This window comes from Microbacterium sp. UBA3486 (assembly GCF_002377845.1).
GTDB classification, from domain to species: domain Bacteria; phylum Actinomycetota; class Actinomycetes; order Actinomycetales; family Microbacteriaceae; genus Microbacterium; species Microbacterium maritypicum_A.
Genome location: NZ_DFQP01000034.1, coordinates 1 through 23,631 on the forward strand (window position 1 = coordinate 1; position 23,631 = coordinate 23,631).

23 protein-coding genes and 1 pseudogene are annotated in these 23,631 nt (G+C 70.5%); 8 read left to right on the forward strand and 16 right to left on the reverse strand.

From position 1 onward, the window contains the following. From B2869_RS03975 to B2869_RS04020, 10 genes and pseudogenes are all read right to left on the reverse strand, one after another. Window positions 1-231 (reverse strand): annotated as a pseudogene (locus B2869_RS03975) (cation-transporting ATPase); the annotation flags it as partial. Between the two features lie 294 nt (window positions 232-525). Beyond that, window positions 526-2,052 carry an NAD(P)/FAD-dependent oxidoreductase gene (locus tag B2869_RS03980; RefSeq protein WP_292763118.1) on the reverse strand — a complete coding sequence of 509 codons (1,527 nt, stop codon included), beginning with the start codon at window positions 2,050-2,052 and terminating at the stop codon, window positions 526-528. A gap of 25 nt (window positions 2,053-2,077) precedes the next feature. After that, window positions 2,078-3,385: a S8 family serine peptidase gene (locus tag B2869_RS03985; RefSeq protein ID WP_292763051.1), complete on the reverse strand. Its 1,308-nt coding sequence runs from the start codon at window positions 3,383-3,385 to the stop codon at window positions 2,078-2,080. Beyond that, window positions 3,382-3,924, reverse strand: coding sequence for a DUF501 domain-containing protein (locus tag B2869_RS03990; protein WP_292763053.1), 543 nt, complete (start codon window positions 3,922-3,924; stop codon window positions 3,382-3,384). The genes B2869_RS03985 and B2869_RS03990 overlap by 4 nt, the downstream gene beginning before the upstream one ends. Before the next feature lie 47 nt (window positions 3,925-3,971). Next, complete coding sequence (locus tag B2869_RS03995) at window positions 3,972-4,547, reverse strand: FtsB family cell division protein (RefSeq protein WP_292763056.1); 576 nt, start codon at window positions 4,545-4,547, stop codon at window positions 3,972-3,974. A 75-nt stretch (window positions 4,548-4,622) separates the two neighbouring features. Beyond that, window positions 4,623-5,903: a phosphopyruvate hydratase gene (gene eno / locus B2869_RS04000; protein WP_021199527.1), complete on the reverse strand. Its 1,281-nt coding sequence runs from the start codon at window positions 5,901-5,903 to the stop codon at window positions 4,623-4,625. Between the two features lie 132 nt (window positions 5,904-6,035). Beyond that, entirely contained in the window at window positions 6,036-6,695 is a 660-nt protein-coding gene (locus tag B2869_RS04005) for an O-methyltransferase (protein ID WP_292763060.1), read from the reverse strand. Window positions 6,696-6,726: 31 nt separating this feature from the next. Further along, complete coding sequence (locus B2869_RS04010; RefSeq protein WP_292763062.1) at window positions 6,727-7,677, reverse strand: CPBP family intramembrane glutamic endopeptidase; 951 nt, start codon at window positions 7,675-7,677, stop codon at window positions 6,727-6,729. Then, the gene (locus B2869_RS04015; RefSeq protein ID WP_292763065.1) at window positions 7,674-8,744 is read right to left on the reverse strand and encodes a DUF1648 domain-containing protein; all 1,071 of its coding nucleotides are present in this window, start codon (window positions 8,742-8,744) and stop codon (window positions 7,674-7,676) included. Before B2869_RS04015 ends, B2869_RS04010 begins: the two co-directional genes overlap by 4 nt. Next, on the reverse strand, window positions 8,741-9,154 hold the full coding sequence (locus B2869_RS04020) for a GntR family transcriptional regulator (protein WP_292763067.1): 414 nt from the start codon (window positions 9,152-9,154) through the stop codon (window positions 8,741-8,743). The genes B2869_RS04015 and B2869_RS04020 overlap by 4 nt, the downstream gene beginning before the upstream one ends. 109 nt (window positions 9,155-9,263) lie before the next feature. On the opposite strand from B2869_RS04020, the gene B2869_RS04025 reads away from it, so the two are divergent. Then, a complete protein-coding gene (locus B2869_RS04025) occupies window positions 9,264-9,734 on the forward strand; it encodes a PaaI family thioesterase (RefSeq protein ID WP_292763070.1) in 471 nt (156 codons plus the stop codon). On the opposite strand, the gene B2869_RS04030 is transcribed toward B2869_RS04025, so the two are convergent. After that, window positions 9,715-10,719 carry a LacI family DNA-binding transcriptional regulator gene (locus B2869_RS04030; protein ID WP_292763073.1) on the reverse strand — a complete coding sequence of 335 codons (1,005 nt, stop codon included), beginning with the start codon at window positions 10,717-10,719 and terminating at the stop codon, window positions 9,715-9,717. The genes B2869_RS04025 and B2869_RS04030 overlap by 20 nt on opposite strands. Before the next feature lie 104 nt (window positions 10,720-10,823). Here B2869_RS04030 and B2869_RS04035 point away from each other — a divergent pair, with 104 nt between their 5' ends. From B2869_RS04035 to B2869_RS04055, 5 genes are read left to right on the forward strand one after another with little or no spacing between them, the layout of a single operon-like run. Continuing rightward, complete coding sequence (locus tag B2869_RS04035; RefSeq protein WP_029260402.1) at window positions 10,824-11,834, forward strand: alpha/beta hydrolase; 1,011 nt, start codon at window positions 10,824-10,826, stop codon at window positions 11,832-11,834. Further along, a complete protein-coding gene (locus B2869_RS04040; RefSeq protein ID WP_292763078.1) occupies window positions 11,831-12,847 on the forward strand; it encodes an alpha/beta hydrolase fold domain-containing protein in 1,017 nt (338 codons plus the stop codon). Before B2869_RS04035 ends, B2869_RS04040 begins: the two co-directional genes overlap by 4 nt. Before the next feature lie 35 nt (window positions 12,848-12,882). Continuing rightward, window positions 12,883-14,181, forward strand: a complete 1,299-nt coding sequence (locus tag B2869_RS04045; RefSeq protein WP_292763081.1) for an MFS transporter — start codon at window positions 12,883-12,885, stop codon at window positions 14,179-14,181. Beyond that, window positions 14,178-15,863 (forward strand): CocE/NonD family hydrolase, encoded by a 1,686-nt coding sequence (locus B2869_RS04050; protein WP_292763084.1) that lies wholly within the window; start codon window positions 14,178-14,180, stop codon window positions 15,861-15,863. Before B2869_RS04045 ends, B2869_RS04050 begins: the two co-directional genes overlap by 4 nt. A gap of 4 nt (window positions 15,864-15,867) precedes the next feature. Further along, window positions 15,868-17,097, forward strand: a complete 1,230-nt coding sequence (locus tag B2869_RS04055) for an APC family permease (RefSeq protein WP_292763087.1) — start codon at window positions 15,868-15,870, stop codon at window positions 17,095-17,097. A gap of 65 nt (window positions 17,098-17,162) precedes the next feature. Here B2869_RS04055 and B2869_RS04060 read toward each other — a convergent pair whose 3' ends face one another. Next, complete coding sequence (locus tag B2869_RS04060; protein WP_292763090.1) at window positions 17,163-17,954, reverse strand: helix-turn-helix domain-containing protein; 792 nt, start codon at window positions 17,952-17,954, stop codon at window positions 17,163-17,165. Window positions 17,955-18,041: 87 nt separating this feature from the next. Here B2869_RS04060 and B2869_RS04065 point away from each other — a divergent pair, with 87 nt between their 5' ends. After that, a complete protein-coding gene (locus B2869_RS04065) occupies window positions 18,042-18,596 on the forward strand; it encodes a VOC family protein (protein ID WP_292763092.1) in 555 nt (184 codons plus the stop codon). Here B2869_RS04065 and B2869_RS04070 read toward each other — a convergent pair. The 4 genes from B2869_RS04070 to nhaA form a co-directional block, all read right to left on the reverse strand. Continuing rightward, window positions 18,565-19,371 carry an SGNH/GDSL hydrolase family protein gene (locus B2869_RS04070; protein WP_292763095.1) on the reverse strand — a complete coding sequence of 269 codons (807 nt, stop codon included), beginning with the start codon at window positions 19,369-19,371 and terminating at the stop codon, window positions 18,565-18,567. The genes B2869_RS04065 and B2869_RS04070 overlap by 32 nt on opposite strands. A gap of 64 nt (window positions 19,372-19,435) precedes the next feature. Beyond that, window positions 19,436-20,686, reverse strand: a complete 1,251-nt coding sequence (hisS, locus tag B2869_RS04075) for a histidine--tRNA ligase (protein WP_292763120.1) — start codon at window positions 20,684-20,686, stop codon at window positions 19,436-19,438. A gap of 69 nt (window positions 20,687-20,755) precedes the next feature. Then, entirely contained in the window at window positions 20,756-21,361 is a 606-nt protein-coding gene (locus B2869_RS04080; protein WP_292763122.1) for a MazG family protein, read from the reverse strand. 136 nt (window positions 21,362-21,497) lie between these two features. Further along, window positions 21,498-22,667, reverse strand: a complete 1,170-nt coding sequence (gene nhaA / locus B2869_RS04085; protein WP_292763098.1) for a Na+/H+ antiporter NhaA — start codon at window positions 22,665-22,667, stop codon at window positions 21,498-21,500. Between the two features lie 110 nt (window positions 22,668-22,777). Here nhaA and B2869_RS04090 point away from each other — a divergent pair. Then, window positions 22,778-23,631 (forward strand): phosphoenolpyruvate carboxylase (locus B2869_RS04090; RefSeq protein WP_292763101.1); only part of this gene is annotated, 854 nt, incomplete at its 3' end.

A 23,631-nucleotide genomic window follows, 5' to 3' on the forward strand; every position in this document is an offset into this window, starting at 1 on the left:
CGGCGGCGCGTACGGGTCGGCCGGCGAAGGCCTGCCCTGGCCCGACGACCGTGCGGGGTCGGCCGGACCGCGGACCGCGTCGACGGCACCACGGAGCATGCCTCCCCAGTCCGTCGACCGGGACCCGTCCTGCGAGCGCGATCGGTCGGCCGCGTGAGGGTCGCGCCCGGTGCCGGCGTTCTTCTCGAGTGCTTCGGACGCCATTCCGATCAGTCGGGAGAGCTTTCCCATGAGTGGTCCCTTTCGTGGTGCGGACCACCGCGGATCCACGACGCCGGGACGACGGCAGGGTTCTCTCGGCAGCCCGCGATGCGGGTGCCAAGGTCTCCTCCACCCTCACGGGCCGGCGGGCCGGAGCACGATCTCGTGCTCGTAATGACGACGTCGCCGCATTCGGGAGTACTCCCCTTGCTCGCGTGACGATACCGGCCGTACCTATGCATGACCTCGGAGCCGCCCCGCAGAGACGAACATCGGCCCCGACGCGGAGCGCGTGGGGCCGATGTTCGTGTGCGAGCGTGTCTGCTACTTGGCGGCAGCCTCGGCCGGCTCGGGAGCCTTCTCGGCGGCGGGCTTCTTCGCGGCGGGCTTCTTCGCCGCCGGCTTCTTCGCGACCGGCTTCTCCGTCACCTCGGCCGATGCGGCCGGAGCGGCCTTGGCCGCCGACTTCTTCGCAGCCGGAGCAGCCTTCGCAGCCGGAGCAGCATCTGCCACGGGCGCGGCCGGAGCAGCCGGGCGCGGGCGCGCCGCGAACTCCTCGAAGACGTAGCGCGGGTTCTGCACGGTCTCGAGGTTCACCAGGTCGCGGCCGAGCCACAGGTTGTTCCACCAGCCCCAGATGACGCGGAACTTGCGCTCCCACGTGGGCATCGCGAGACCGTGGTAGCCGCGGTGCGCGACCCAGGCCACGAAACCCTTGAGGGCGATCTTGCCGGACTGGAAGACACCGTTGTAAAGGCCGAGGCCGGCGACGGCACCGAGGTTCTTGTGGAAGTACTCCTTGGGCTTCTCTCCCCGGAGGACCGCGACGAGGTTCTTCGCGAGCAGCTTGGCCTGGCGGACCGCGTGCTGGGCATTCGGCACGCAGAAGCCGCCGACTCCACCACCGGAGAGGTCGGGAACGGCCGAGACGTCACCGGCCGCCCACGCTCCCTCGACGAACGCCTCCGGCGTTCCGACGCGCAGGTCGGCGCGGGTCTGGATGCGACCGCGCTCCTCGACCGGCAGGTCTCCGCCGCGGACGACGGTCGGGTTGGCCATGACACCCGCGGTCCACACGATGACGTCGGTCGGGATGACCTCACCGGTGGAAAGCTCGACGTTGCCGTCGACGGCGCTGGTCAGCTGCGTGTCGAGGTGCACGTTGGCTCCGCGCTTGGCCAGGTCCTTGAGCACCCACTCGCTGGTCTGCAGCGAGACCTCGGGCATGATGCGGCCCATCGCCTCGATGAGGTGGAAGTGCGTGTCGTCGAAGCTGATCTGCGGGTACTTGGCCACCAGCGCGGACGCCAGCGAACGCAGCTCGGCGAACACCTCGATGCCGGCGAAGCCACCGCCGACGACCACGACGGTCAGCAGACGGTCGCGCTCAGGGCCGGCCGGGAGGGACGCGGCCTTGTCGAAGTTCGACATGACCTTGTCGCGGATCGCGACGGCCTCTTCGATCGTCTTCAGACCGATCGCGTTGTCGGCGATGCCGGGAATCGGGAAGGTACGCGACACGGCACCGGCGGTGACCACGATCTGGTCGTACGCGAACTCATACGGCTCACCCACGGGCGGCGTGATGGTCGCGACCTTCTGCGCGTGGTTGATGTTCGTCACCTTGGCGGTGAGGACGTTCGTGCGCTTGAGGTGACGACGGTGCGCGACCACCGAGTGTCGCGCCTCGATGGAGCCGGCGGCGACCTCGGGCAGGAACGGCTGGTACGTCATGTACGGCAGCGGGTCGACCATGGTCACGTCGGCTTCGCCCTTGCGCAGGTGCTTCTCGAGCTTCCACGCGGTGTAGAAACCCGCGTACCCTCCGCCGACGATCAGGATCTTGGGCACAGTGCTGTTCTGAGGCACAGAAGAACTACTCCTCGGAGTCGGGGGTGTGGCGTACGGAAATGCGCGCCGATCGGATGCGCCGGGCAGCTGCGGTGACGCCAAGCGCTACCAGGATACCAGGGACGGTGAGCGCAATGAGCGGCAGGGTACCGTAGCGCAGTGAATCCGCGCTGGGAAGCAACGGTGAACCGGCCTCGGTCGGAGCGTCTGCGGCCGGAAGAGGGGGAACGGCGACCGGGGTCCTCGTCTCCACCGGCTGCGGTTCCGACTGCGCACGGCGGAACACGCGGATCCACTCCGCCAGGTCTCCCATGGGGTTCTCGCTCACCGCGGGGATGTTCGCAGAGATCGCCGCCGCCGCATCCACCAGCCCGTACCCGTACAGCGGATCCTGGGGCTTGATCGCATCGTCGACCGGAATCGCGGTCTTGATGATGCGGTTGATGACGTCGATCGCCTTGATGTCGGGGTGCGCCGAGCGGATCAGCGCCGCGACTCCGGCGACGATGGGCGCCGCACCGCTCGTGCCACGCCAGGGGACGACCGAGCCGTCGGCCGAGACACCGATCAGGCCTTCACTGGGCGCCGAGATCCCGATCGTGATGCCCTGCGTCGACGCCTCGATGCTGGCCGTGCCCGTCTGGTCGACGCCGCCGACGGTGAGCACGCCGGGAATGGTCGCCGGGGCGCCGATGATGTTCGTCCCGCTCCCCCGGTTGCCGGCGGCGACGACCACCACCACGTCGTGCTCGAAGGCGTACAGGAACGCCTCGTCCCAGCTCTCGTCCCAATCGAGCGTGTTCGTGGTGAACGACAGGTTGATGACGTCGGCCCCGTTGTCGACGGCCCACTTCATGCCCTTCGCCACCTGTTCCGTGAACGGCACCGCCGCGGCCGCACCGAAACCCACGGAGATCGAGAGCAGGTTGGCCTCCGGAGCCACGCCGATCATGCCCGTTCCGTCCGGTGCACCGCGTCCGGCAGCCAGCGAAGCCACCCAGGATCCATGGTTGCCGTCGACGGCGCCCAGAGGGGTGCGTCCGTCCGGAGTACCGGCCCCCGACACGTCCGTGCCCCCGACGACCGCGTCGCCGAAGACCGACGGCACCTTGCCGATGCCCGTGTCGATCACCGCGATCGTCACGCCCTTGCCGCGGGTCGTCTGCCAGGCCTCGCGGATGCGTGCGCCGTCGAGCCAGTACTCCGAGGCGCGGACCGGATCTGCGGGGTCATCGGGGATCGGCGGCGGCGTGGCGGAGGCGCCCATGAGCAGCACGGTCGCCGCGACCACCACGATGGCGGCAGCGCTGCGCAGCTTCCGGCGCGCGGTCATGCCGAGGGGGCCGCCCCGTCGCGCACGGCGGCACCGGGGTCTTCGCAGCGGCAGACCGAGGGCGACCATGAGGAGCGTGCGAGTGCGGCGTCGCCGATCGGGTTGACCCCGGGGCCCGCAGCCAGGGCATGTCCGGCCAGGGCGTGCAGGCACTTGACACGCGTGGGCATGCCTCCGGCGGAGATGCCCTCGATCTCCGAGACCTCGCCGAACTGCCCACGGTCGGCGAGATAGGCCTCATGGGCTGCGAGGTAGGCCGCGGCCACGTCTTCGTCGTCGGCGAGGAGGGCGGCGAGCTCCGGCATCACCTGGGTGGCCTCGAGCGTCGACATCGCCGCGGTCGCCGCCGGGTGCGTCAGGTAGTAGAACGTGGGGAACGGCGTGCCGTCCGGCAGACGCGGGGTGGTCGCGACGACCGTCGGGTTGCCGCACACGCAGCGGGCCGCGATGCCCACCACGCCTCGGGCGGGACGACCGAGCTGAGCCGATACGACGGCGAGTTCGACGAGCGTGGGGGCGGGGAACGGCGGCGTGGTCACCCCACCAGCGTAGGGGAGCCGCCAGGGAGGATGCTCGGAGCGAATGCTCAGGGAGCGACGGCGGCCGTGTCGCTGAGCCCGGTCGAGACCACGGTGCGCAGCAACTGCGGCATCCAGTCCGTCGGCGTCTCGACGAGCGACTCGCTCACGGGGTCCTGCTCACGCGGAAGCGCTGCGGGGTCGAGGTCGTTGTCGACCAGGTAGACGACCTCGCCGGGCTTGACGTAGTAGAGGCGTTCGCGGGCCTGGGTGGCGATGTACGCGGGGTCGTTCCAACGCTCGCGTTCCGCGACGAGCGCCTCGATCTGGTCTTCGCTCACCTTCACCGATGCCTCGAGAGCAGCGATCTTCTGACGCTGATCGATGAAGGTCCCGAGCGTGGGCACGAGCACCCAGGCTCCCAGCACCACGAGAGAGAGCATGATGACGGAGAACGCCGAGAGCCGGATGCCGGATGCCCACTCGCGGACGTCGACGCGAGGCGCCGCGCCTCGGGACGCGCTCGACGCACGTCGAGACGACGTCGTCGCTGCCTGCGCCCTGGGCTTCGCGCCCTTCGTCGTGGGCGAGGGCGTCGGCTCCGCGCGCGGAGACGACGAAGGAGGAGCCGGTCGTCGTGCCACGGCTCCTCCTTCGTCGTGCCGGGTCAGCGGCGGTGTTCACCGCCGTGTCGGCGGCTTCTTCGATGTGTCGTGCGTTCAGGCCTGGTAGCGCGGGAACGCCGAGCGGCCGGCGAAGACCGCGGCGTCGCCGAGCTCTTCCTCGATGCGCAGCAGCTGGTTGTACTTCGCGACACGCTCGCTGCGGGCAGGGGCGCCCGCCTTGATCTGGCCCGCGTTGGTCGCGACGACCAGGTCGGCGATCGTGGTGTCCTCGGTCTCGCCCGAGCGGTGCGAGAGCATCGCCGTGTACCCGGAGCGCTGCGCCAGGCTGACGGCGTCGAACGTCTCGGTGAGCGTGCCGATCTGGTTGACCTTGACGAGCAGCGAGTTGGCGACGCCACGCTTGATGCCGTCGGCGAGACGCTGCGGGTTTGTGACGAACAGGTCGTCGCCGACCAGCTGGACCTTGGAGCCCAGGACGTCGGTGAGGTGCTTCCAGTTGTCCCAGTCGTCCTCGGCGAGAGCGTCTTCGATCGTGACGATCGGGAAGTCGTTCACGAGTCCGACGTAGTACTCGGTGAGCGCGGCGGCGTCCCAGTCCTTGTTGTCGAGACGGTAGACGCCGTCCTTGAAGAACTCGGTCGCGGCGACGTCGAGCCCGAGGGCGATGTCGGTTCCGGGCGTGAACCCGGCCTTCTCGATCGCCTTCACCAGGAAGTCGAGGCCCTCACGGTTGCTGGGCAGGTCGGGAGCGAAGCCGCCCTCGTCGCCAAGACCGGTCGCGTAGCCGGCGGCCTTCAGCTCGGCGCGCAGCACGTGGTAGGTCTCGACACCCCACCGGAGTGCCTCGGAGTAGGTCTCGGCGCCGATCGGCGCGAGGAAGAACTCCTGCATGTCGATGCCGTTGTCGGCGTGCTCGCCACCGTTGATGACGTTGAACAGCGGAACGGGCAGCACGTGCGCGTTCGGGCCGCCGAGGTAGCGGAACAGCGGGAGGTCGGCCGAGTCCGCGGCGGCCTTGGCCACGGCCAGGCTCACGCCGAGGATGGCGTTGGCGCCGACGCGCTTCTTGTTCTCGGTGCCGTCGACATCGATCAGGATCTCGTCGACGATGCGCTGCTCGCTCGCCTCGACACCCTCGATCGCCGGTCCGAGCTCATCGATGATGGCCTCGACGGCCTTCAGCACGCCCTTGCCGCCGTAGCGGCTCTTGTCTCCGTCGCGGAGCTCGTACGCCTCGAACGCGCCCGTGGATGCGCCGGACGGAACGGCCGCCCGCTGCACGATGCCGTCGTCGAGGAGGACCTCCACCTCGACGGTCGGGTTTCCGCGCGAGTCGAGAATCTCGCGTGCGCCTACAGCCTCGATCAGTGCCACTGATGTGCTCCTTGCTCAGGGGGAAAACGTTGTGTGGAGCGTCGTCGATCCGCGCCCAGTCTAGCCCGGCCTCCCGACGGACTCCGGGACTCGCCCGGACGCGAATCGACCGCGGCGGGAAGCCCCCGAACGTCAGACGACCACGGCGATCGCGAAGCCGTCCCATCCCTTCACGCCCACGGTCTGCAGAGCCGTGGCATCGAAGCGCGGATCCTCCCCCAGCATCCGCAGTCCGTCGCGGGTGCCCACGACCTTGGGATCGGTGCTGTCGTCGCGGACGATCTCGCCCTCACGCCCGATGTTGTCGAGCACGATCACCGTGCCGGGGTGCCCGAGCTTCGCCGCCCAATCGAGGTAGATCGTGTTCGACTCCTTGTCGGCGTCGATGAACACCAGATCGAATCCGCCGACCAGGGTCGGCAGCACGTCCGCTCCCCTCCCCACCCGGATGTCGACGCGATCACCGACCCCCGCGGCGTCGATGCTGGCACGGGCGACCACCGCGTTGTCCGATTCCGCCTCGATCGTCACGACCCGTCCTTCGGCGCCGACGGCGCGGGCGAGCCAGATCGTCGAGTAGCCGCCGAGCGTGCCGATCTCGAGCACGCGGCGCGCGCCGCTGATGCGGACCAGCAGGTTCAGCAGTTTGCCGGCGACGGGCGCGACCTCGATCTCCGGGAGGCCGGCGGCCCGCTGCGCAGTGAGGGCCGACTCCAGCGCCGGATCGGGACCGACGAGCAGGTCGGAGAGGAAGGTGTCGGCGTCGGACCAGGCGGCGGGGGTGGATTCCATGGCCTCAGCCAACCCCCGGCGCCGCCCTCCGTCAAGGCCGCGGCGCCGAGAGCAGCCGTCCCGACGCGTCGGCGAGCTCGGGCTGGGCACGGAACTGTCCCGTCAGCTGCAGCACCACCGCGACGAGCGCGAGGACGACCCAGGTCGCGACGCCGAGTGGTCCCGCCAACGCCAGGTCGGGCTGCGTCGCGGCGACGATGAGGATGAGCCCCGCCGCGGCGTTCAGAGATCCGTGCGCGATGACCGCCGGCCACACCGATGCGGACCGCAGCCGCAGCCAGCCGAGCAGGACGCCCCAGGCCACGCATCCACCGATCATGAACAGGATGCCCGTGATGTCGGTGCGCCCGAAGTTGTAGCCGAGCAGGATGATCGGGCTGTGCCACACGCCCCAGATCACGCCGCTGAGGATCAGAGCCGGCCACGTGCCGAGCGGACGCAGCGCCGGAAGCAGCCACCCCCGCCAGCCGAGCTCCTCGCCGAACGCGAAGAGGCTGTTGAACAGCGCGCCGACGGGGATCATCGCGAGCTGCGCGAACACGACGACCTGCACAGGCGGCAGTGGCGCGCCCGCCGGAACCGCCTTCTCGAGCTCGGCTGCGAGAGCCGAGAACGTCAGGTCGATCTGCACGAAGCCGAGCGCGGCGGAGAGCAGGACGCCGAGCCCCACCAGCAGCGGCGGTACGAGCCATCCCGCGACCATGAGCCAGATCACACGCGTGGCGGGGCGGAGCGGCCACAGTCCGAGGAATCGAGCACGAAGCCCGCGTGCCGGGACGCCCATCGCGAAGGTGACGATGAGAGCAGCCACCGCAGGCGTGAACATCATCACCGGCAGCAGGAACACCGAGCTCGGCTCGGCGAGGCCGTCGCCCAGCCACAGGGGCAGGGCGACCAGCCAGGAGAGGACGAAGGAGACCGCCACGAAGACGATCACCGCGGTCCACGGCACACGGCGCGGGTTCAGGGTCTGGTCGTTCATGAGGTCTCCTTTCCGGAGTCCGTCGATCGATCGGTCGAGGGGATGGCCACGGTCCGCGCGCGGTCGACATAGGCCTGGAGCAGCGCCGCGGCTTCTTCCGCGCCGTCGATGGTGACGATGAAGGGTCGCCGGCCCTGTCGGGTGACCTCGATCGCAGATCCGCGACGCATGACGATCCCGGTGCGCCCGTCGACGGCGATGCGCCATCCCCAGCCGCCGAACTCGCCGAACGGGGAGATGTCGACAGCGCGCGCCGACTCGACCTCGTCGAGCGGGACACGGATGCGCGGCCAGCCCAGCAGGGCACGAGCGGAGAAGCCCTCCGGTGTGACCGTGACGCGGAACGAGGCGGTCGCCGCGAGGGCGAAGCCCACGACGACCACGACCAGCGCGACGATCCAGCCACCCTCGACGCCGGTGCCGAGCATGTACGCGGCGAGCGCGACGAGACCGAGGAGCAAGAACAGCAGGAAGGCGAGCGCGCCGCGCGGCATCGTCGTCGTGGCGACCCACACGACGCGTTCGCCCTTCGCGACGTGCACCGAGTAGCGGGGTTCGAGCGTGCGCCCCTGCTCCGGCCGCACGCGCGGCTGCACGGCCCAGGCGATGCCGCCGACCAGAAGGAGTGCGACGAACGCGAGTGCCATGGTGCCCCCGATGCCGGGCGATTCCGCAGGGTCGGCGAGCTCACGCTGGATCGCGAGGGATCCGAGGCTCATCACGGCCGCGAAGGCGGACATCCCCGCGGAGAGTGCGCCCATCAGCCGGGCCGCCCCGCCCCAGTGCGCACCGACGGAAGCGAGGGTGACGATCGCCATCAGAGCCGGCAAGCCGAGCCCGACCCCGACGAGGATCCAGAGATACACGGACGGCGGGCCGAACCGGTCGGCGCCGCTCACACCCCAATGGGTCGCCACCTGTGGCGGCAGCGTGGGCAGCCAGGCGAGCAGGATCACGACGGCGACGGCGGTGATCACGATCGGCAGGATCACCGCGACGACGAAGAAGGTCAGCCGAGCGCGTCGCAGCAACGGAGGCGGCGTGCGGGTGAGGTCGTGGATGGTCATGGCGAGTCCTCCTCGCGGCTGTCGGGGCGGTCGGGATCAGAACGATCGAGATCGGATCGGGCGTCACGGTGCGCATGGACGATGCCGGCGAGCGTGTCGGCGGAGACGCCGAGGGCTGCGGCACGGCGCACCAGCTCGTCGATGTCGTGAGCGAGTTCGGCGAGGGGCGCAGCCGAGACCGCGATGACCGCTCCTCTGCCGCGACGCAGATCGACCAACCCCTCATCACGCAGCCGCTGGTAGGCGTGCAGGACGGTGTGCTGGTTGATGTCGAGCGCTTCGGCGACGTCGCGGGCCGCGGGAAGGCGGTCGCCGGGGGCGAGGACCCCGGTGAGGATGTCGGAGCGGATGGAGGCCGCCACCTGGTCGTAGAGTGCGCGGGGGCTGTCGGGATCGACGCGGATGAGCATCCGACCCTCCTCTCCTGGAATCGCTACTTATTCTATGCGAACTATAACAACTGTGCCAACCCTCCAGACGTCTTCGTCGCTTCCGCCCTGGTGCCGCACACTGGCCTTCATGCGCATCACTCCCCGCCGTCTCGCGATCGGCATGAGCCTGTGGATCCCCAACCTCTTCAGCGGCATCCGCATCCGCCGCTTCAGCGAGGACTGGACGCACGCGACCGTCGAGCTGCACGTCAACGTCTTCACCCGCAACTACGTCAGGACAGCGTTCGGCGGCTCGATGTCGGCGATGACCGACCCGTACTTCTTCATGCTGGTCATGCACCAGCTCGGACGCGACCACGTCGTGTGGGACACCCGCGGCGAGATCGAGTTCCTCAAGCCCGGCCGGGGCGTGCTCACCGCCGAGTTCGAGGTGTCGAAGGAGAAGGCGGAGGAGATCCGCGAGCGTGCACGCGGAGGAGCCAAGGTGCTCGAGTGGTTCGAGACCGTCATCACCGACCGTGAGGGCGACGTCGTCGCGAAGGTGCGCCGCGAGGTCTACATCCGGGAGAAGAAGCGCGTCACCGCTTCGCGGGGCTGATCCCGCCGGCGAGCGTCGACGCCCTCGCGATCAGGGTGGGGGCGAGGCGCACGGTGTCGTGCGCGGTCGATGCGCCCGACACCAGTCCGAGGACGAGCTCCAGAGCCGTGCGACCGCTCTCCTCGAACGGCTGCCGCACGGTCGTGAGGTCGAGCGCCGCAGCGACCTCGCCGTCGTCGTACCCGACGACCGCGAGCGGAGCGGTGCCGGGGTCCGCGCGCAACGCCGACAGCACCGCGGCGGCGAACTGGTCGTGGTTCGCGACGATCGCCGTCGCACCCGCGGCGCGGGCCGCAGCGATCACCCGGCCGTCGACCGCGGAGGGATCGGCGACCGCCAGGTCGGTCATCGCCAGGTGCTGCGTGAGCCCTTCGATACGGAGCATTCCGGCCGACACGTAGGCCGGCGAGCGCTGCGGCTCATGCACGAAAAGGACACGACGATGTCCGAGGCCGGCGAGGTGGCGGCCGATCTGCGCACCGCCGTCACGGTCGTCGACGAGGACGACCGGGCCTCCCACGTCCGACCGCGTCGGCACCACGTCGACGTGGACCACCGGGATGCGCGCGGCCCTGCTCGCCCGTCGTGCCGCGCCGCCGAGCGGAACCCCCATCACCACGAGGCCGGTGGCGTCCGTGCGCGTGGGCAGCACGTCGAGCAGCGGCTCATCGGCGGCCGCCGCCCAATCGAGGTCGTAGGGGATGATGTCGACCGCCGCATCCCTGGCCCTGCGGAGCATCCCGGACAGGCGACGCAGGTACGAGGGGTAGGTCGTGAACGGTGCAGCGACCGCGATGCGCGCGGCCCCCACGCGCCGCCCCTGCGTCATCCGATACCCGAGCGCGGTGGCCGCGGCGACGATGCGTTCGCGGGTCTCGGGTCGCACCCTGTGCGGCGCACTCACCGCCAGCGACACGGTGGAGATGCTCACTCCCGCGCGCTCCGCGACGTCGTAGATGGTGACCCGTCCCGGTCGTGCGCGCATGCTCGGACCTCCCTTCTTCATCGAAGTTCTTCGATTCCTCAGACTAGGTCGGAACCCGCCCCGGTCGGAACCCACCGGTGCGGAACCGTCGAAGGAGATGCCCGATGCCGACACCGCGGTCCCGATTCCGGCGCCCGACCCTCGACAGCGCCGTGGCGGCGTGGGAGGAGCGGGTCGCGCCTCTGCTCGAGGAGGAACCCGCAGACCCCGCAGGACGACGCCGGGTCGCTGCCAGGAACGACGACACCGTGAGCGCCGCGCTCGGGATCACGCCGCTCCCCACCGCCGCCGAGGAGCACATCGTTCCGGTCGACGGGCACCCCGACGTACGCGTGCGCGTCTACTGGCCCGGCGAGGAGCGCACGCCACCCGGCTCGGGCCTCCCCGCGCTGGTGTACTTCTACGGCGGCGGATTCACGATCGCCGGGATCGACTGGGTCTCGTGGGACGCGCGGTTCCGAGCCCGAGCACGGGATGCGGGGATCGTGATCGTCGCCGCCGACTACGCCCACGCCCCGGAGCAGCAGTTCCCGACCCAACCGGAGCAGTGCTGGGCGGCTTTCGAGTGGACGCACACCCACGCGACGGAGCTGGGGGCATCGCCGGACCGCCTCGCCGTGGGCGGGGCCTCATCGGGAGGCGACCTCGCCGCAGCCGTGACGCTGATGAACCGCGATCGCTCGGCGCATCCGATCGCCCTGCAGCTGCTGGAGAACCCCGCACTCGACCTGACCATGGGTCATGCCGACATGGCCGGCATCGATGCGCGGATGCCGGGAGTCATCGTGCGCGCGGTCGGCCGCACCCTGGTCCGGCAGTATGTCGGCGAGGATGCCGCGGCCGCTCGCCTCCCGTATGCGTCCCCACTGCGGGCCGCATCGCACGAGGGGCTTCCGCCCGCCGTGATCCTCACCTCCGAGCTCGACCCCCTGCGCGGCGACGGAGAGGCCTATGCCCGAGCGCTCTCCGCCTCCGGGGTCCCGGTGACCGCGATGCGCTTCATCGGGCAGACGCACGGCTCGCTCGGTTCGACCGGATTCGTGCCCGCAGCGGATGCCGCGCATCGCCTGGTCGTCTCCGAGCTGCGCACCCTCCACGGAAGGACGCCGTCATGAGCGACCAGGAGCAGCACGAGCCGCCGCTGAGTCCGGCGATCCTGGAGTGGATCCAGCGCATCCGCGAGCTCTCCGCGACACTCCCCGAGCTGGAGTCGCCCGCCATGGGTGCGCGTCGCCGGGCGCAGCGGGAGCTGAGCGACCTCCTGGCCTCCGAATTCACCGCCCCGGTTCCCTCGGGCGTGGAGATCGACGACCTGACGGTGGCGGGAGGGGAAGGTCCGCTGCGCGCCCGACGGTTCCGCACCGCAGCCGCGCCGGGCGCCCTCCCCACGATGCTGTGGCTGCACGGCGGCGGTTGGACCGGCGGCACGATCGACGAGTCGCTCAACGATCGACTCTGTGCGGATCGCGCACTGCGCTCCGGCGTCCAGATCATGTCGCTCGAATACCGGCTGGCACCCGAGCACCCGTTCCCCGCTCCGGTCGACGACGCCGTCGCGGCCTTGGCGGATCTGCGCGAACGCGCGGACGAGCTCGCGATCGATGCGGATCGGCTGGGCGTGGGCGGCAACTCCGCCGGCGCGACCATCGCGGCCTCCGCCGCGCTGCGCGAGCGCGACGCCGGAACATCTCTGCACCACCAGGCACTCGAAGTGCTTCCGGCCGCGCTGCGCCTCGTCGGTGCATCGATGCCCCGCCGCCTCGCCGCCGCGGACTGGGAAGCGGCCATGCGCCTCGCCGAGGTCTATCGCTCCGGCGCTCCCCTCGCCGACGCTTCTCCGCTGGACGCGCCGGATCACCGCGACCTCGCTCCCGCCCTGATCCTCGCCGCCGAATTCGATCCCCTCCTGGACGGCGCGACGGCGTACGCCGACGCGCTGCACGAGGCCGGAGTCCCCGTGGTCCTGCGCATCGGCGCCGGCCACGACCATGCCTCCCCCGGCCTGACCGGCCGGTGGGAGGGGGCACGCCAGTGGCGCGACGTCTTCGTCCGGGAACTCGCCGATGCCTACCGCTCCGCCGGCCACTTCCCCGCGGATGCAGTGACGACGACCGGCGCGCACCTGTGACCCTTCCCCACCCCGACCGAGATCCGGAGACGATGATGTCCACCCACGCAGTCGATCCTGTCTTCCCCGCAGACCCCGCTCCGCCACTCATCACCGACGCGATCCCCGGTCAGCGCCAGACACGCTGGTTCTGGATCGCCTTCGTGCTCGCGTGGCTCGGATCCGGCATCGCCCAGGGCGTCGCCAGCGTCGCGATCCCCCAGCTCCTCAAGGAGTGGGACCCCGACCAGGCGACGGGCGACCTCAGCATCATCCTCACGCTCGGCGGCGCCGCCATCCTCATCACGACGCCGATCTTCGGTCGCCTGAGCGATCGATCGATGTCCCGCCTCGGCATCCGCCGCCCCTGGATCCTCTCCGGCTCGCTGATCGCCCTGGCCGGGTACGTCGTGCAGGCGACCGCCCCCTCCCTCCTCGTGCTCGGAGCCGGCACCATCCTGGTCCTGGTCGGCTGGGGCGCCGTGTCGATGACGGTCCACACGCTGTTCGCCGACCAGATCCGCCGCAGCATCCGCGCCATCATGTCGGCCGTCACGGGGGCCGCCACCGCGATCGGGATCCTCGGCGGAGTCTCGCTCGCCGGAGTGGTCGCCCCGATCGGCCAGGTCGGCATGTTCCTGATCCCCGGCGGGTTCTCCGTGCTCCTGGCACTGATGCTGTTCTTCACGCTGAAGGACATCCGTCGCCGGCAGCCCGCCGACCCGATGGACTGGAACGCCGTTCTGGCGACGTTCTGGCTGAGCCCGCGCCGCTACCCCGACTTCGCCTGGGCCTGGCTGTGCCGCTTCTTCATGACCGCATCGATCGTGTCGGTCACGAGTTACCTCTACCTGACGATCTCGGGCCGTTTCGGCATCGACGACCCGACGGAGATCGCCGCGGTGCAGACGCAGGCCACGGCGGCCTTCACGCTCATGAACCTGGTGATGGCATTCGTGTTCGGGGTGATCTCCGATCGCACGGGCCGCCGCAAGCCGAGCGTCGTCATCGGCGCACTCGCCAGCGCGGGAGGCCTGATACTGGCGATCTCCTTCGGCGACATCGCGTTCTTCCTCGTCGGGATCGCAGTCGTCGGGGCCGGTCAAGGCGCCTACATCGCGGCCGATGTCGCCCTGATGACGGAGTGCCTCCCCTCCGTGGATGACGCCGGCAAGGATCTCGGCATCGTGGCCCTCGCCTATCTGCTGCCGGGCATCCTCGTGCCCGTTTTCGGATTCTTCGCCACCCGCATAGGCTCGCCGACAGGTGAGAACTTCGCGGCCCTCTACATCGGCGCGGTCGTGATGGCCGTGATCGCCGCATTCGCGGTCACCAGAGTGAAGGGCGTGCGATGACCGATGCTCCCCGTCTCGGCGGCACAGCCCGCCGGGAGTACCGACGCCTCTCCCGGTCCGTCGACATGCCCCCGCAGACGCACCGGAAGGTCACGCGCACGGCCGACATCCCGGTCTCGGCGGACGACGGAGCCGCACTCCTCACCGACCACTGGCATGCGGAGGGATCCGACGGGCACACGGTGCTGATCCGCACCCCGTACGGGCGTGACGGCATCGCCGGGGTGGCCTTGTTCCTCGCCGAACGCGGGCACCATGTCGTGGTGCAGAGCTGCCGGGGCACGTTCGGGTCGGGAGGAGTGTTCGACCCGCTGCACGACGAGGTCTCCGACGGGCAGGCGACGATGCGGTGGTTGCGCGCGCAGCCGTGGGCGACAGGACGCGTGCACTCCTGGGGCGGAAGCTACTTCGGCGTGACCCAGTGGGCCTACTGCGACGGCGACGTGCGTCCGGACGCCCTGGGCATCGCGATCTCGGCGCGGCGGTTCGACGACGCGATCCTCTACCCGGGCGGCGGATTCTCGATCGACACGCCGCTCACGTGGGCGTACGCGCTGGACATCCAGGAGCGGTCGCTGCCGTCGAAGGCGTGGGCACTGCTGCGCGCCCGCCACGCCTTCCGTCGGGGTGCGCTCGCGATCCCGCCTGCAGACGCGGTGCGCGTGGCACGTGGCGCGGACCCGCAGTTCTTCCGCGACTGGGTCGAGCACAGCGACGAAGGCGACGCCTGGTGGGAGCCGATGCACTTCGCACAGGACGTCGAGAGCATCCCGCCGGTCACTCTCGTGGCTGGATGGCAGGACCTGTTCCTGGTCGGTCAGCTGGCGGACTACGCCGCACTCCGCGATGCGGGGCGCCCGGTGTGCCTCATCATCGGCGACTGGGTGCACGGCGCCCCCGAGATCACGGTGATCGGCGCCCGCGAGGTACTGCGCTCCTTCCGCGCGGACGCCGCCGCGGAGGGCGTACGTCTCGACGTGACCGGAGGCGGTGGCCCGAGGGAGCTGGAGAGCTGGCCCCCGCCGCATTCGGCGATGTCGATGGCCCTCACCGCCGACGGACGACTCGACCGAAGCGGTGTCGAGCGCCCCACCACCGAGCTGACATACCGCTACGACCCTGCGGACCCGACGCCGGACGGAGGCGGACGCACGCTCAATCCCTTCTCCGCAGGGCGACGCAGACAGAGCGTCCGCGAACGCCGGGACGATGTCCTCGTGTTCACCGGTGATCCACTTCCGGAAGACCTGCTCGTCATCGGAGTGCCCGAGGTCGCCCTGCGTCTCGCATCGTCGAATCCTCGAGCCGACCTGTTCGTGCGTCTCTGCGAGGTCGACTCCAGGGGCGTCTCCCGAGCGGTCACCGACGGGTATCGACGTCTCTCGCCCGAGGACACCGGCACCGACGAGACCGGCCGTATCCGGCTCGAACTCGCCCCCCTTGCCCACCGCTTCGCCGCAGGGTCGCGTCTGCGCGTGCAGGTGTCGTCCGGCGCCCACCCGCTGCATCTGCGCAACCCCGGCACGGATGATCCGGTGCGCGATCACTCGCGCCTGATCGCCAGCGAGCAGACCGTGCGCGTGGGAGGCTCCGATCCCGCCACCCTCACCCTGCCTGCCGCGGTGACGGCCCGGGCGCACGCGGCGGCGTCACCCGCCGTTCACCGCCGCGTGCCACGATGACGGGATGCCCCTCGCCCGTCGCCTGACACTCGCGGATGCCGTCGCCATCGGCCTCGGATCGATGATCGGCGCCGGCGTCTTCGCGGTGTGGGCACCCGCGATCGGGGTCGCCGGGAGCGGGATCCTCATCGCCCTCGCGATCGCCGCCGTCGTCGCGTACTGCAACGCCACCTCGTCGGCGCAACTCGCCGCCGCCCACCCCGTCGCCGGCGGCACGTATGCCTATGCCCGCGCCGAGATCGGCCCCTGGTGGGGCTTCATCGCGGGGTGGAGCTTCGTGATCGGCAAGATCGCGAGCTGCGCGGCCATGGCCATGACGTTCGCCGCCTATGCAGCCCCCGCCGGCTGGCAGGTGCCCGTCGCCGTCTCGGCCGTCGTGCTTCTCGCCGTCGTGAACTGCTTCGGTGTGACCCGCACAGCACTGGTCACCCGCATCCTCGTGGTGTGCTCGCTGCTCGGGCTCGCGGTCGCGGTCGGGTTCGGCATCGCGGCCGCCCCGACGGCCTCTCCTCCTCCGCTGCCCGAGGCGACGGTCTACGGGGTGCTCCAGGGAGCCGGGCTGCTGTTCTTCGCGTTCGCCGGATACGCGCGCATCGCGACGATGGGCGAAGAGGTCGTCGACCCCACCCGCACGATCCCCCGTGCGATCGTGTTCGCCCTGGGCGGCGCCGTCGTCGTGTACGCACTGGTCGGGTCGGTCGTCGTGCTCGTGCTCGGCGCCGAGGCGATCGGGGCGACGGCGCCGCTGGTCGATCTGCTCGCCGCAGCCGGTGCGTCGGTGTGGATTCCGGTGCTCCGCGTGGCCGCGGCTGCCGCCTCGCTCGGCGCGCTCCTGGCGCTGCTGACCGGAATCGGCCGCACGACCCTGGCGATGGCCCGCGAGGGCGATGTTCCGCGGTTCCTCGCGAAGATCGATCGGAACCACCAGGTTCCGCAGCGTGCCGAGATCGCCATCGCCCTCATCGTGATCGCCATCGTGCTCGTCGCCGACCTGCGCGGTGCCATCGGCTTCTCCTCCTTCGGTGTCCTCCTCTACTACCTCATCGCGAACGCCGCGGCCTTCCGGCAGCGCGGGAGCGCGCGACGCTACCCGCGAGCGCTGCAGGTTCTCGGTGCCCTCGGATGCCTGGTCCTGGTGAACACCCTGCCCGTGTTCGCGTCGATCATCGGCACCGCCGTCGTGCTGCTCGGCATCGGATACCGCCTGCTGCGTCTGCGGCTCACACGGGCCTGAACTCCTCGGGCGCTGAGCTCCTCGGGGTCGAGCTCTCGCGACTCCGGGGCTCCGCCTGTCCGATCTCAGCCGCGCGTCTCGGAACGGTACACCCGCGGCGCGATGCCGAGCACAGCCTGGAAGTCCCGCGTGAGATGCGCATGATCGGCGTACCCGAGTTCTGCCGCGATCGAAGCCAGGTCGACTCCCGGCTCGTCGCGTACCCGCTGCGCCGCCTCCTGCAGGCGCCGACGCCGGATCATCGCGGCCGGCGAGAGCCCGACGTGGCGGTGCGTCATGCGCTGCAGGGTCCGCACCGAGACCGCCAGGCGTGTGGCGGCCTCCTCTGTGGTGAGGGCGGCCCCGTCTCCCATCAGCACCTCCATGGCGGCATCGGCCTGGCGTGCAGGTTCGCCAACCGGTCCCACACGCTTCTCGAGCCACCGGGAGAGAGCCTGGACCGCCCGTTCCCGGCGCCCTTCACCCGCCTCCATCGCGTCGGCCACGGCACGGCGGAGGTCGGCGACGTCCTCTCCCGCGTCGAGCACCCGCTCCGCGTCGACCAGGGATGACGGATCGTCGATCAGCGCGACGACTGCTGCCGGTCGCAGAAGGGCACCGACAGCCCATCCACTCCCCCGCAGATCGCGGTGGGACAGGCGGGTGGTCGCGCCCGACAGCGTCACGGCATCCGCATCGACGACGAGGTTGAGCGCCGGATAGGCGACCACCTCCTGCCGCGACGAGCGCCCGGGCTCGATGTCCCACTCCGGAATCCAGAACCACGCGACCAGATCCGCCACCGACGACGGTGCCGGCAACCGATGGAACTGCGGCAGACGTGCGGGATACAGCACACCGCGGCTCGGGTTCACCATAGCCCCAGCGTAGGCTCCGGACCCGACATCCGGATGCTGTCGCAGATCTTCAAGCCACCGCCATCCCGACCCGCCTAACGTGGCGGCATGAGCACTGACGACACCACGAACGACACCACCGCGAACGCCCCGACGACCGGGGCGAACGGGACATACACGACGAACGGGCGCCCGAACAGCGCCACCTCCCTCACGCCCTTCCTGGCGATCCCCGACGCGAAGCAGGCGATCGAGTTCTACCGCGACGTCTTCGGCGCCCGCGTCATCGACGTCACGGAGTTCGGCGGCGTGGTCGCGCACGCCGACCTCGACTTCGGTCTCGGCCTGCTCCAGCTCGGAGAGCCGAACCCCGACTACCACCTCGTGCGCTCCCCCGACGGCGACGACGACTGCTACTCCATGGGTCTGTACGTCTCGGACGTCGATGCGGTCGTCGAAAAGGCCGTCGCCGCGGGAGCGGCCGTGCGTGAAGCGCCCGCGCCCTTCGTCTCGGGCGACCGGTTCGCCAGCATCCGCGATCCGTTCGGTGTGCGCTGGTCGGTCATGACCCGTGTCGAGGACATCTCCGACGAGGAGAGCAGCCGCCGGGTGGCCGAATGGGCTGCGTCGTTCAGCGCGGAGCCGACGGATGGCGCGAGCTGAGCGACCTCTCCGCCGCGCGATACACCGCCGGCAGCAGCGCCTCGGCTGTGCGGCGATACCCGAGCGCGCTCGGATGGAAGCGGTCGAGGCTGAACATCGCTTCGGGCTCGTCGAAGAACATCGATCCCACCGCGTGGCGCAGATCCACCGGCTCGGCGCCCGCCTGTCGGGCCGTCTCGTCCTGGATCTCAGCGAGACGGCGCGACAGGCTCGACGCGATCCGCCGGAGGGGCTGCGGCACGGCGCGCAACGCACCGAGGTCGGGGCAGGTGCCCACGACGACCTCGGCACCCATCTCGCGCAGCCGGCGGATCGTCTCGTGCAGATGCTGCGCGGACAGCCCCACCGGCAGCCGGTGGGTCACGTCGTTCCCTCCGACGACGATCACGGCCACGTGTGGGCGGTACTCGGCGGGCAGGGCGTCGAGCTGAGCGGGGAGATCGGGCGACTCCGCACCGACCACTGCCGCCGTGCGCAGCCTCACGGGGCGGTGCATCCGGCGTCCGGTCGACTTCGCCAGACGCCCGCCGAGCGTCTCCTTGCGATGCTCGGCCCCGAGGCCCGCGGCGATCGAGTCGCCGAGCACCAGCAGGTCGAGGGGCGCTCCGTCGAGACCTCGACGCCAGAGGCGATCCGCATCGAGTGCTTCCTCCCCCAGCGGCTTCCCGATCCGCCGTCGCGCGAGCGCCGCCTGTCGGCCGAGCACGAGCCGGAAGCCGATGAGGAGCGCGACGAGTGTCGCCCCGGCCAGAACGGGGATGCGGAAGCGGCTCACGCCCTGATTCCATCCCGACACCGTGAACGCGGCGTGAACGGGATCCGGCGACGACCCCGGCTCGTCAGGAGAGCGGCTTGAGCTCCAGCTCGCCGGCACCGGCGGAGACGGTCGCGAAGGCGGTGTAGCCGTCGGCAGCCGATCGCTCCAGCAGCGCCTTGACGTTCTTGGTGCGTCGCTCGAGCCGCACCCTGGCCCCGCCGGCGATCAGTGCCGCCTTGTGCCGGACCAGCTCGTGCACCGGAACTTCGGCATCGTGGATGAGCACGACCGCCTGCGCCCCGGCATCGGCCTCATCGGCGATCAAGTCGACCAGGCGTTCGAATCCGAGCGAGAAGCCCACCGCCGGTACCTGCTGCCCGAGGAAGCGCCCGATCATGCCGTCGTACCGGCCGCCGCCACCGAGCGAGTACCCGACGGAGGGGTGCGCGAGCTCGAAGATCGTGCCCGTGTAGTACCCCATGCCACGCACGAGGAACGGATCGAAGACGAGCGGGATGTCGGACTGCCCGCGCCCCGCGGCCACGGCCTCGCCGATGCCGACCAGGTGCTCGATCAGCTCGGCCGGTGCCCCCTCGGGCAGCGCCTTGCGGATCTGCCGCTCGCCGAACGGGTGGTACTCCATGGTCTGCGGACGTCGCAGGAAGGCGTCGAACGCGTCGGCGGCCGCAGTCGAGGCACTGCGCTCCCGCAGCTCGGTCGCCACCCCCTCGGGGCCGATCTTGTCGAGCTTGTCGATCGTGATGAGCACCCCTGGGCGCTCCTCCGCCGTGAACCCGAAGCTGTCGAGCATCCAATCCAGCACCCGGCGGTCGTTGATGCGCACGGTCGCGCCCTCGAGGCCCAGCGCGTCGACGGCGTCGAGCGAGGCGACCATCAGCTCGGCCTCGGCGCGCGAGGAGTCATCGCCCATGATGTCGATGTCGCACTGCACGAACTGACGGTAGCGGCCCTTCTGCGGACGCTCGGCGCGCCAGACCGGACCGATCTGGATCGAGCGGAACACGGTAGGGAGCTGACCACGGTTGCTCGCGTAGAAGCGCGCGAGCGGCACGGTCAGGTCGTACCGGAGGCCGAGATCGGAGAGCGCGGCCGGGTCGTCGGCGGCGGCGCGGATCGCATCGGCATCGAGACCACGGCGCAGGATGTTGTACGAGAGCTTCTCGTTGTCGCCGCCGATACCGGCATGCAGTCGCTCGTAGTCCTCGACGACGGGCGTCTCGATCTCGTCGAATCCGTGTGCGAGGTAGCGCTCGCGGATGACGGAGAGCACACGCTCACGGCGGGCCTTGTCGGCGGGGAGGATGTCGCGCATGCCGCGCGGCGGATTCACGGTAGCCACGGTTCCATCTTCCCAGGTCTGTCGGCGTCGTCGCGCCGGGCGTCAGGAGGCGGCTTCGGCCGCGCGCACGTCGTCTTCGAGCACCCGCAGCCGCTCGCGCAGCGCCCGCTCGGCATCCCAGCCCTCGGCGCGCGCCGTCGCGACGAGGGTGAGGAGCGCTTCGCCAAGCTCCGCTTCCGAGTCCGGCGAGACGGCGGCCGGTGTCGGGTCGATCGTCACGCCCGCACCGGCGGCGCGGCCCGCGAGCTTCTGCGCGAGCGCGAGCGCCGGCATCCCCCGCGGCACACCGTCGAGCACGCTGCGTCGCGTGCGCTTCTCGGCCGCCTTCGCCGCGTTCCAGTGCACCAGTACCTGTTCGGGGGTGTCGGCGACCTCCCCGGCGAACACGTGAGGATGGCGACGCACCATCTTCTCGGTGAGCGTGCGCGCCACATCGTCGATGTCGAACGGATCATCCGGGTCCTGAGCCGCGATGGCGGAGTGGAACAGCACCTGCCACAGCAGATCGCCCAGCTCCTCGCGAAGGTCGTCGCGACTGCCGGCCTCGACCGCGTCGATCACCTCGTGCGACTCCTCGATGAGGTACGGCACGAGGTCGCGGTGCGTGATCTGCTGCGACCACACGCAGCGGTCCCTGACCGCGTGCATGGTGTCGGCGGCCTGACGGAGCGGATCCTGTGCGTCGTCGACGCCGGCATCGGTCTCGGGCTGAGCGCTCACGCTTCCTCCTCGAATCGGTCGGGCGCGGAGAGGCCCCGAGTCGGACTTCCCGTCATGATGCCTCTCAGGATGCTGCGGATGCGACCCGACGGTACCAGCGGGCCCGCAGCGACACGATGATCCCGGAGAACACGAGAGCGATCAGCGACCCCACGAGCACGCCGAGGATCGCCTGGTCCCTGATGCCGCCGTCGTCGGCGAAGGCGAGATTCGCCAGCAGCAGAGAGACCGTGAAGCCGATGCCGCCGAGGGCTCCCGCGGCGAGGATGTCGGCGAACGGCAGCGCCGGATCGGCGCCCTTCGGGCGGATGCGCATCGCCAGCCAGCCGAACAGCGAGATGCCGATGATCTTGCCCACGGGCAGGGCCACAACGATGGCCCAGAACGCCGGCGACAGCTGCGTGATCGACACGGCGGGGATCACGACGAACGCCGCGACGAACGCGAACAGCGGCAGGATCGCACCGTTCACGGTCGGTTCGAGCGCATGCCGGGTGCGACCGGCGGGAACGGGCGACATCACAAGGCCCAGCAGCACACCGGCGATCGTGGCATGGATGCCGGAGGAAGCGACCAGGCCCCAGGTGAGCACGCCGACCAGGACCATCGCCACCGCGATCAGCGGGTGCCCCTTGGCGTGCAGGAGCCGGCTCAGCGCCCAGAACACCGCGACGCCGACGATCGCGAGGCCGAACAGCAGCCACTGCACGTCTTCGGCGAACAGCACCGCGATGAAGATGATGCCGATGATGTCGTCGAGGATGGCCAGCGCGAGCAGGAAGACGCGCACCCGCGACGGCAGCCCCTTGCCGAACATCGCCAGCACCCCGAGGGCGAAGGCGATGTCGGTCGCCGTGGGGATGGGCCAGCCCGGCGCCGTGGTGCCGTCGCCGCCGGCGATCAGGAGGTAGACCGCGATCGGGACGAGCACGCCTCCGGTTGCCGCGATCGCGGGCTGCACGGCCTTGCGTGGGGAGTCGAGCTCGCCGTGGGTCAGTTCGTGACGCAGCTCGATGGCCACGACGAGGAAGAAGACGGCGAGAAGACCGTCGGACACCCAGTGCGCGATGGACAGGTCGAGAGCGGTGCCGGGGATCGCGATGTGGAAGTCGAGGAAGGCGGCGAGCGCGTCGTGCGTCGGGAGGTTCGCGAGGAGCAGCCCGAGCCCGGCCGCGACGAGGAGGAGGACGGCAGGGAACTGCTGTCCGCGGAGGGGATTCGCTGAGATGCGCATTCCTCCCATCGTAGGTCGCCGGGAAGCCCCGGTGCTTCTCTCGATCCCGTGCCCGGACGCAGTCCGTCATGCGTGCAGGACACCCCTTCCCCGAGGGATACTCTCGAAGGGTGACCCCCGCACACTCCTTCTCCGAGCCCACGAACACCGAGGCCATCCGCGTGATCGGCCGCTTCGAAGCCGGCCGCGGCATCCCGGATGCGATGCGCACAGACGTCAGGATGCTCGGGCAGCTGCTCGGGCAGGTGCTGCGCGAAGCCGGCGGCGACGGCCTCTTCGAAGACGTCGAACGGCTGCGACTCGCGACGATCCAGGCCTACGACGAGGAGACCCCCGACGCGTTCGAGCGCGCGGCGGCGATCGCCGAGTCGTTCACGGTCGAGCGGGCCGACGAGGTCGCCCGCGCCTTCACCTGCTACTTCCACCTGGTCAACCTCGCCGAGGAGCACCAGCGTGTGCGCGTGCTGCGCGAGCGTGCCGGACAGCCGGGACGTGAGGACGCCGCCGACACCGTCGCGACCGCGTACGCCCGACTGCGCACCGAGGTCGGCGACGACGAGGCGCGCCGCCGCCTGGAGGGCCTCCGCTTCCACCCGGTCTTCACCGCGCACCCGACCGAGGCCCGCCGCCGTGCGGTCTCGTCGAGCATCCGCCGCCTGTCGGAGCTGCTCACGCAGCACGACGCCGCGAGCGAGGGCGGATCGGAAGAGCACCGTGCCCGCCGACGGATGCTGGAGGAGATCGACACGCTCTGGCGCACCGCTCCGCTGCGTTCCCAGAAGCCGTCTCCGACAGACGAGGTCCGCACCGTGATGGGCGTTTTCGACGAAACGCTCTTCACGACGGTGCCTCATGTGTACCGTCGCATCGACGACGCGCTCCGGGGAGAGGACTCGGGTGCCAGCGCCCCCGTCGTCCCCGCCTTCGTGCGGATCGGCTCGTGGGTCGGCGGCGACCGCGACGG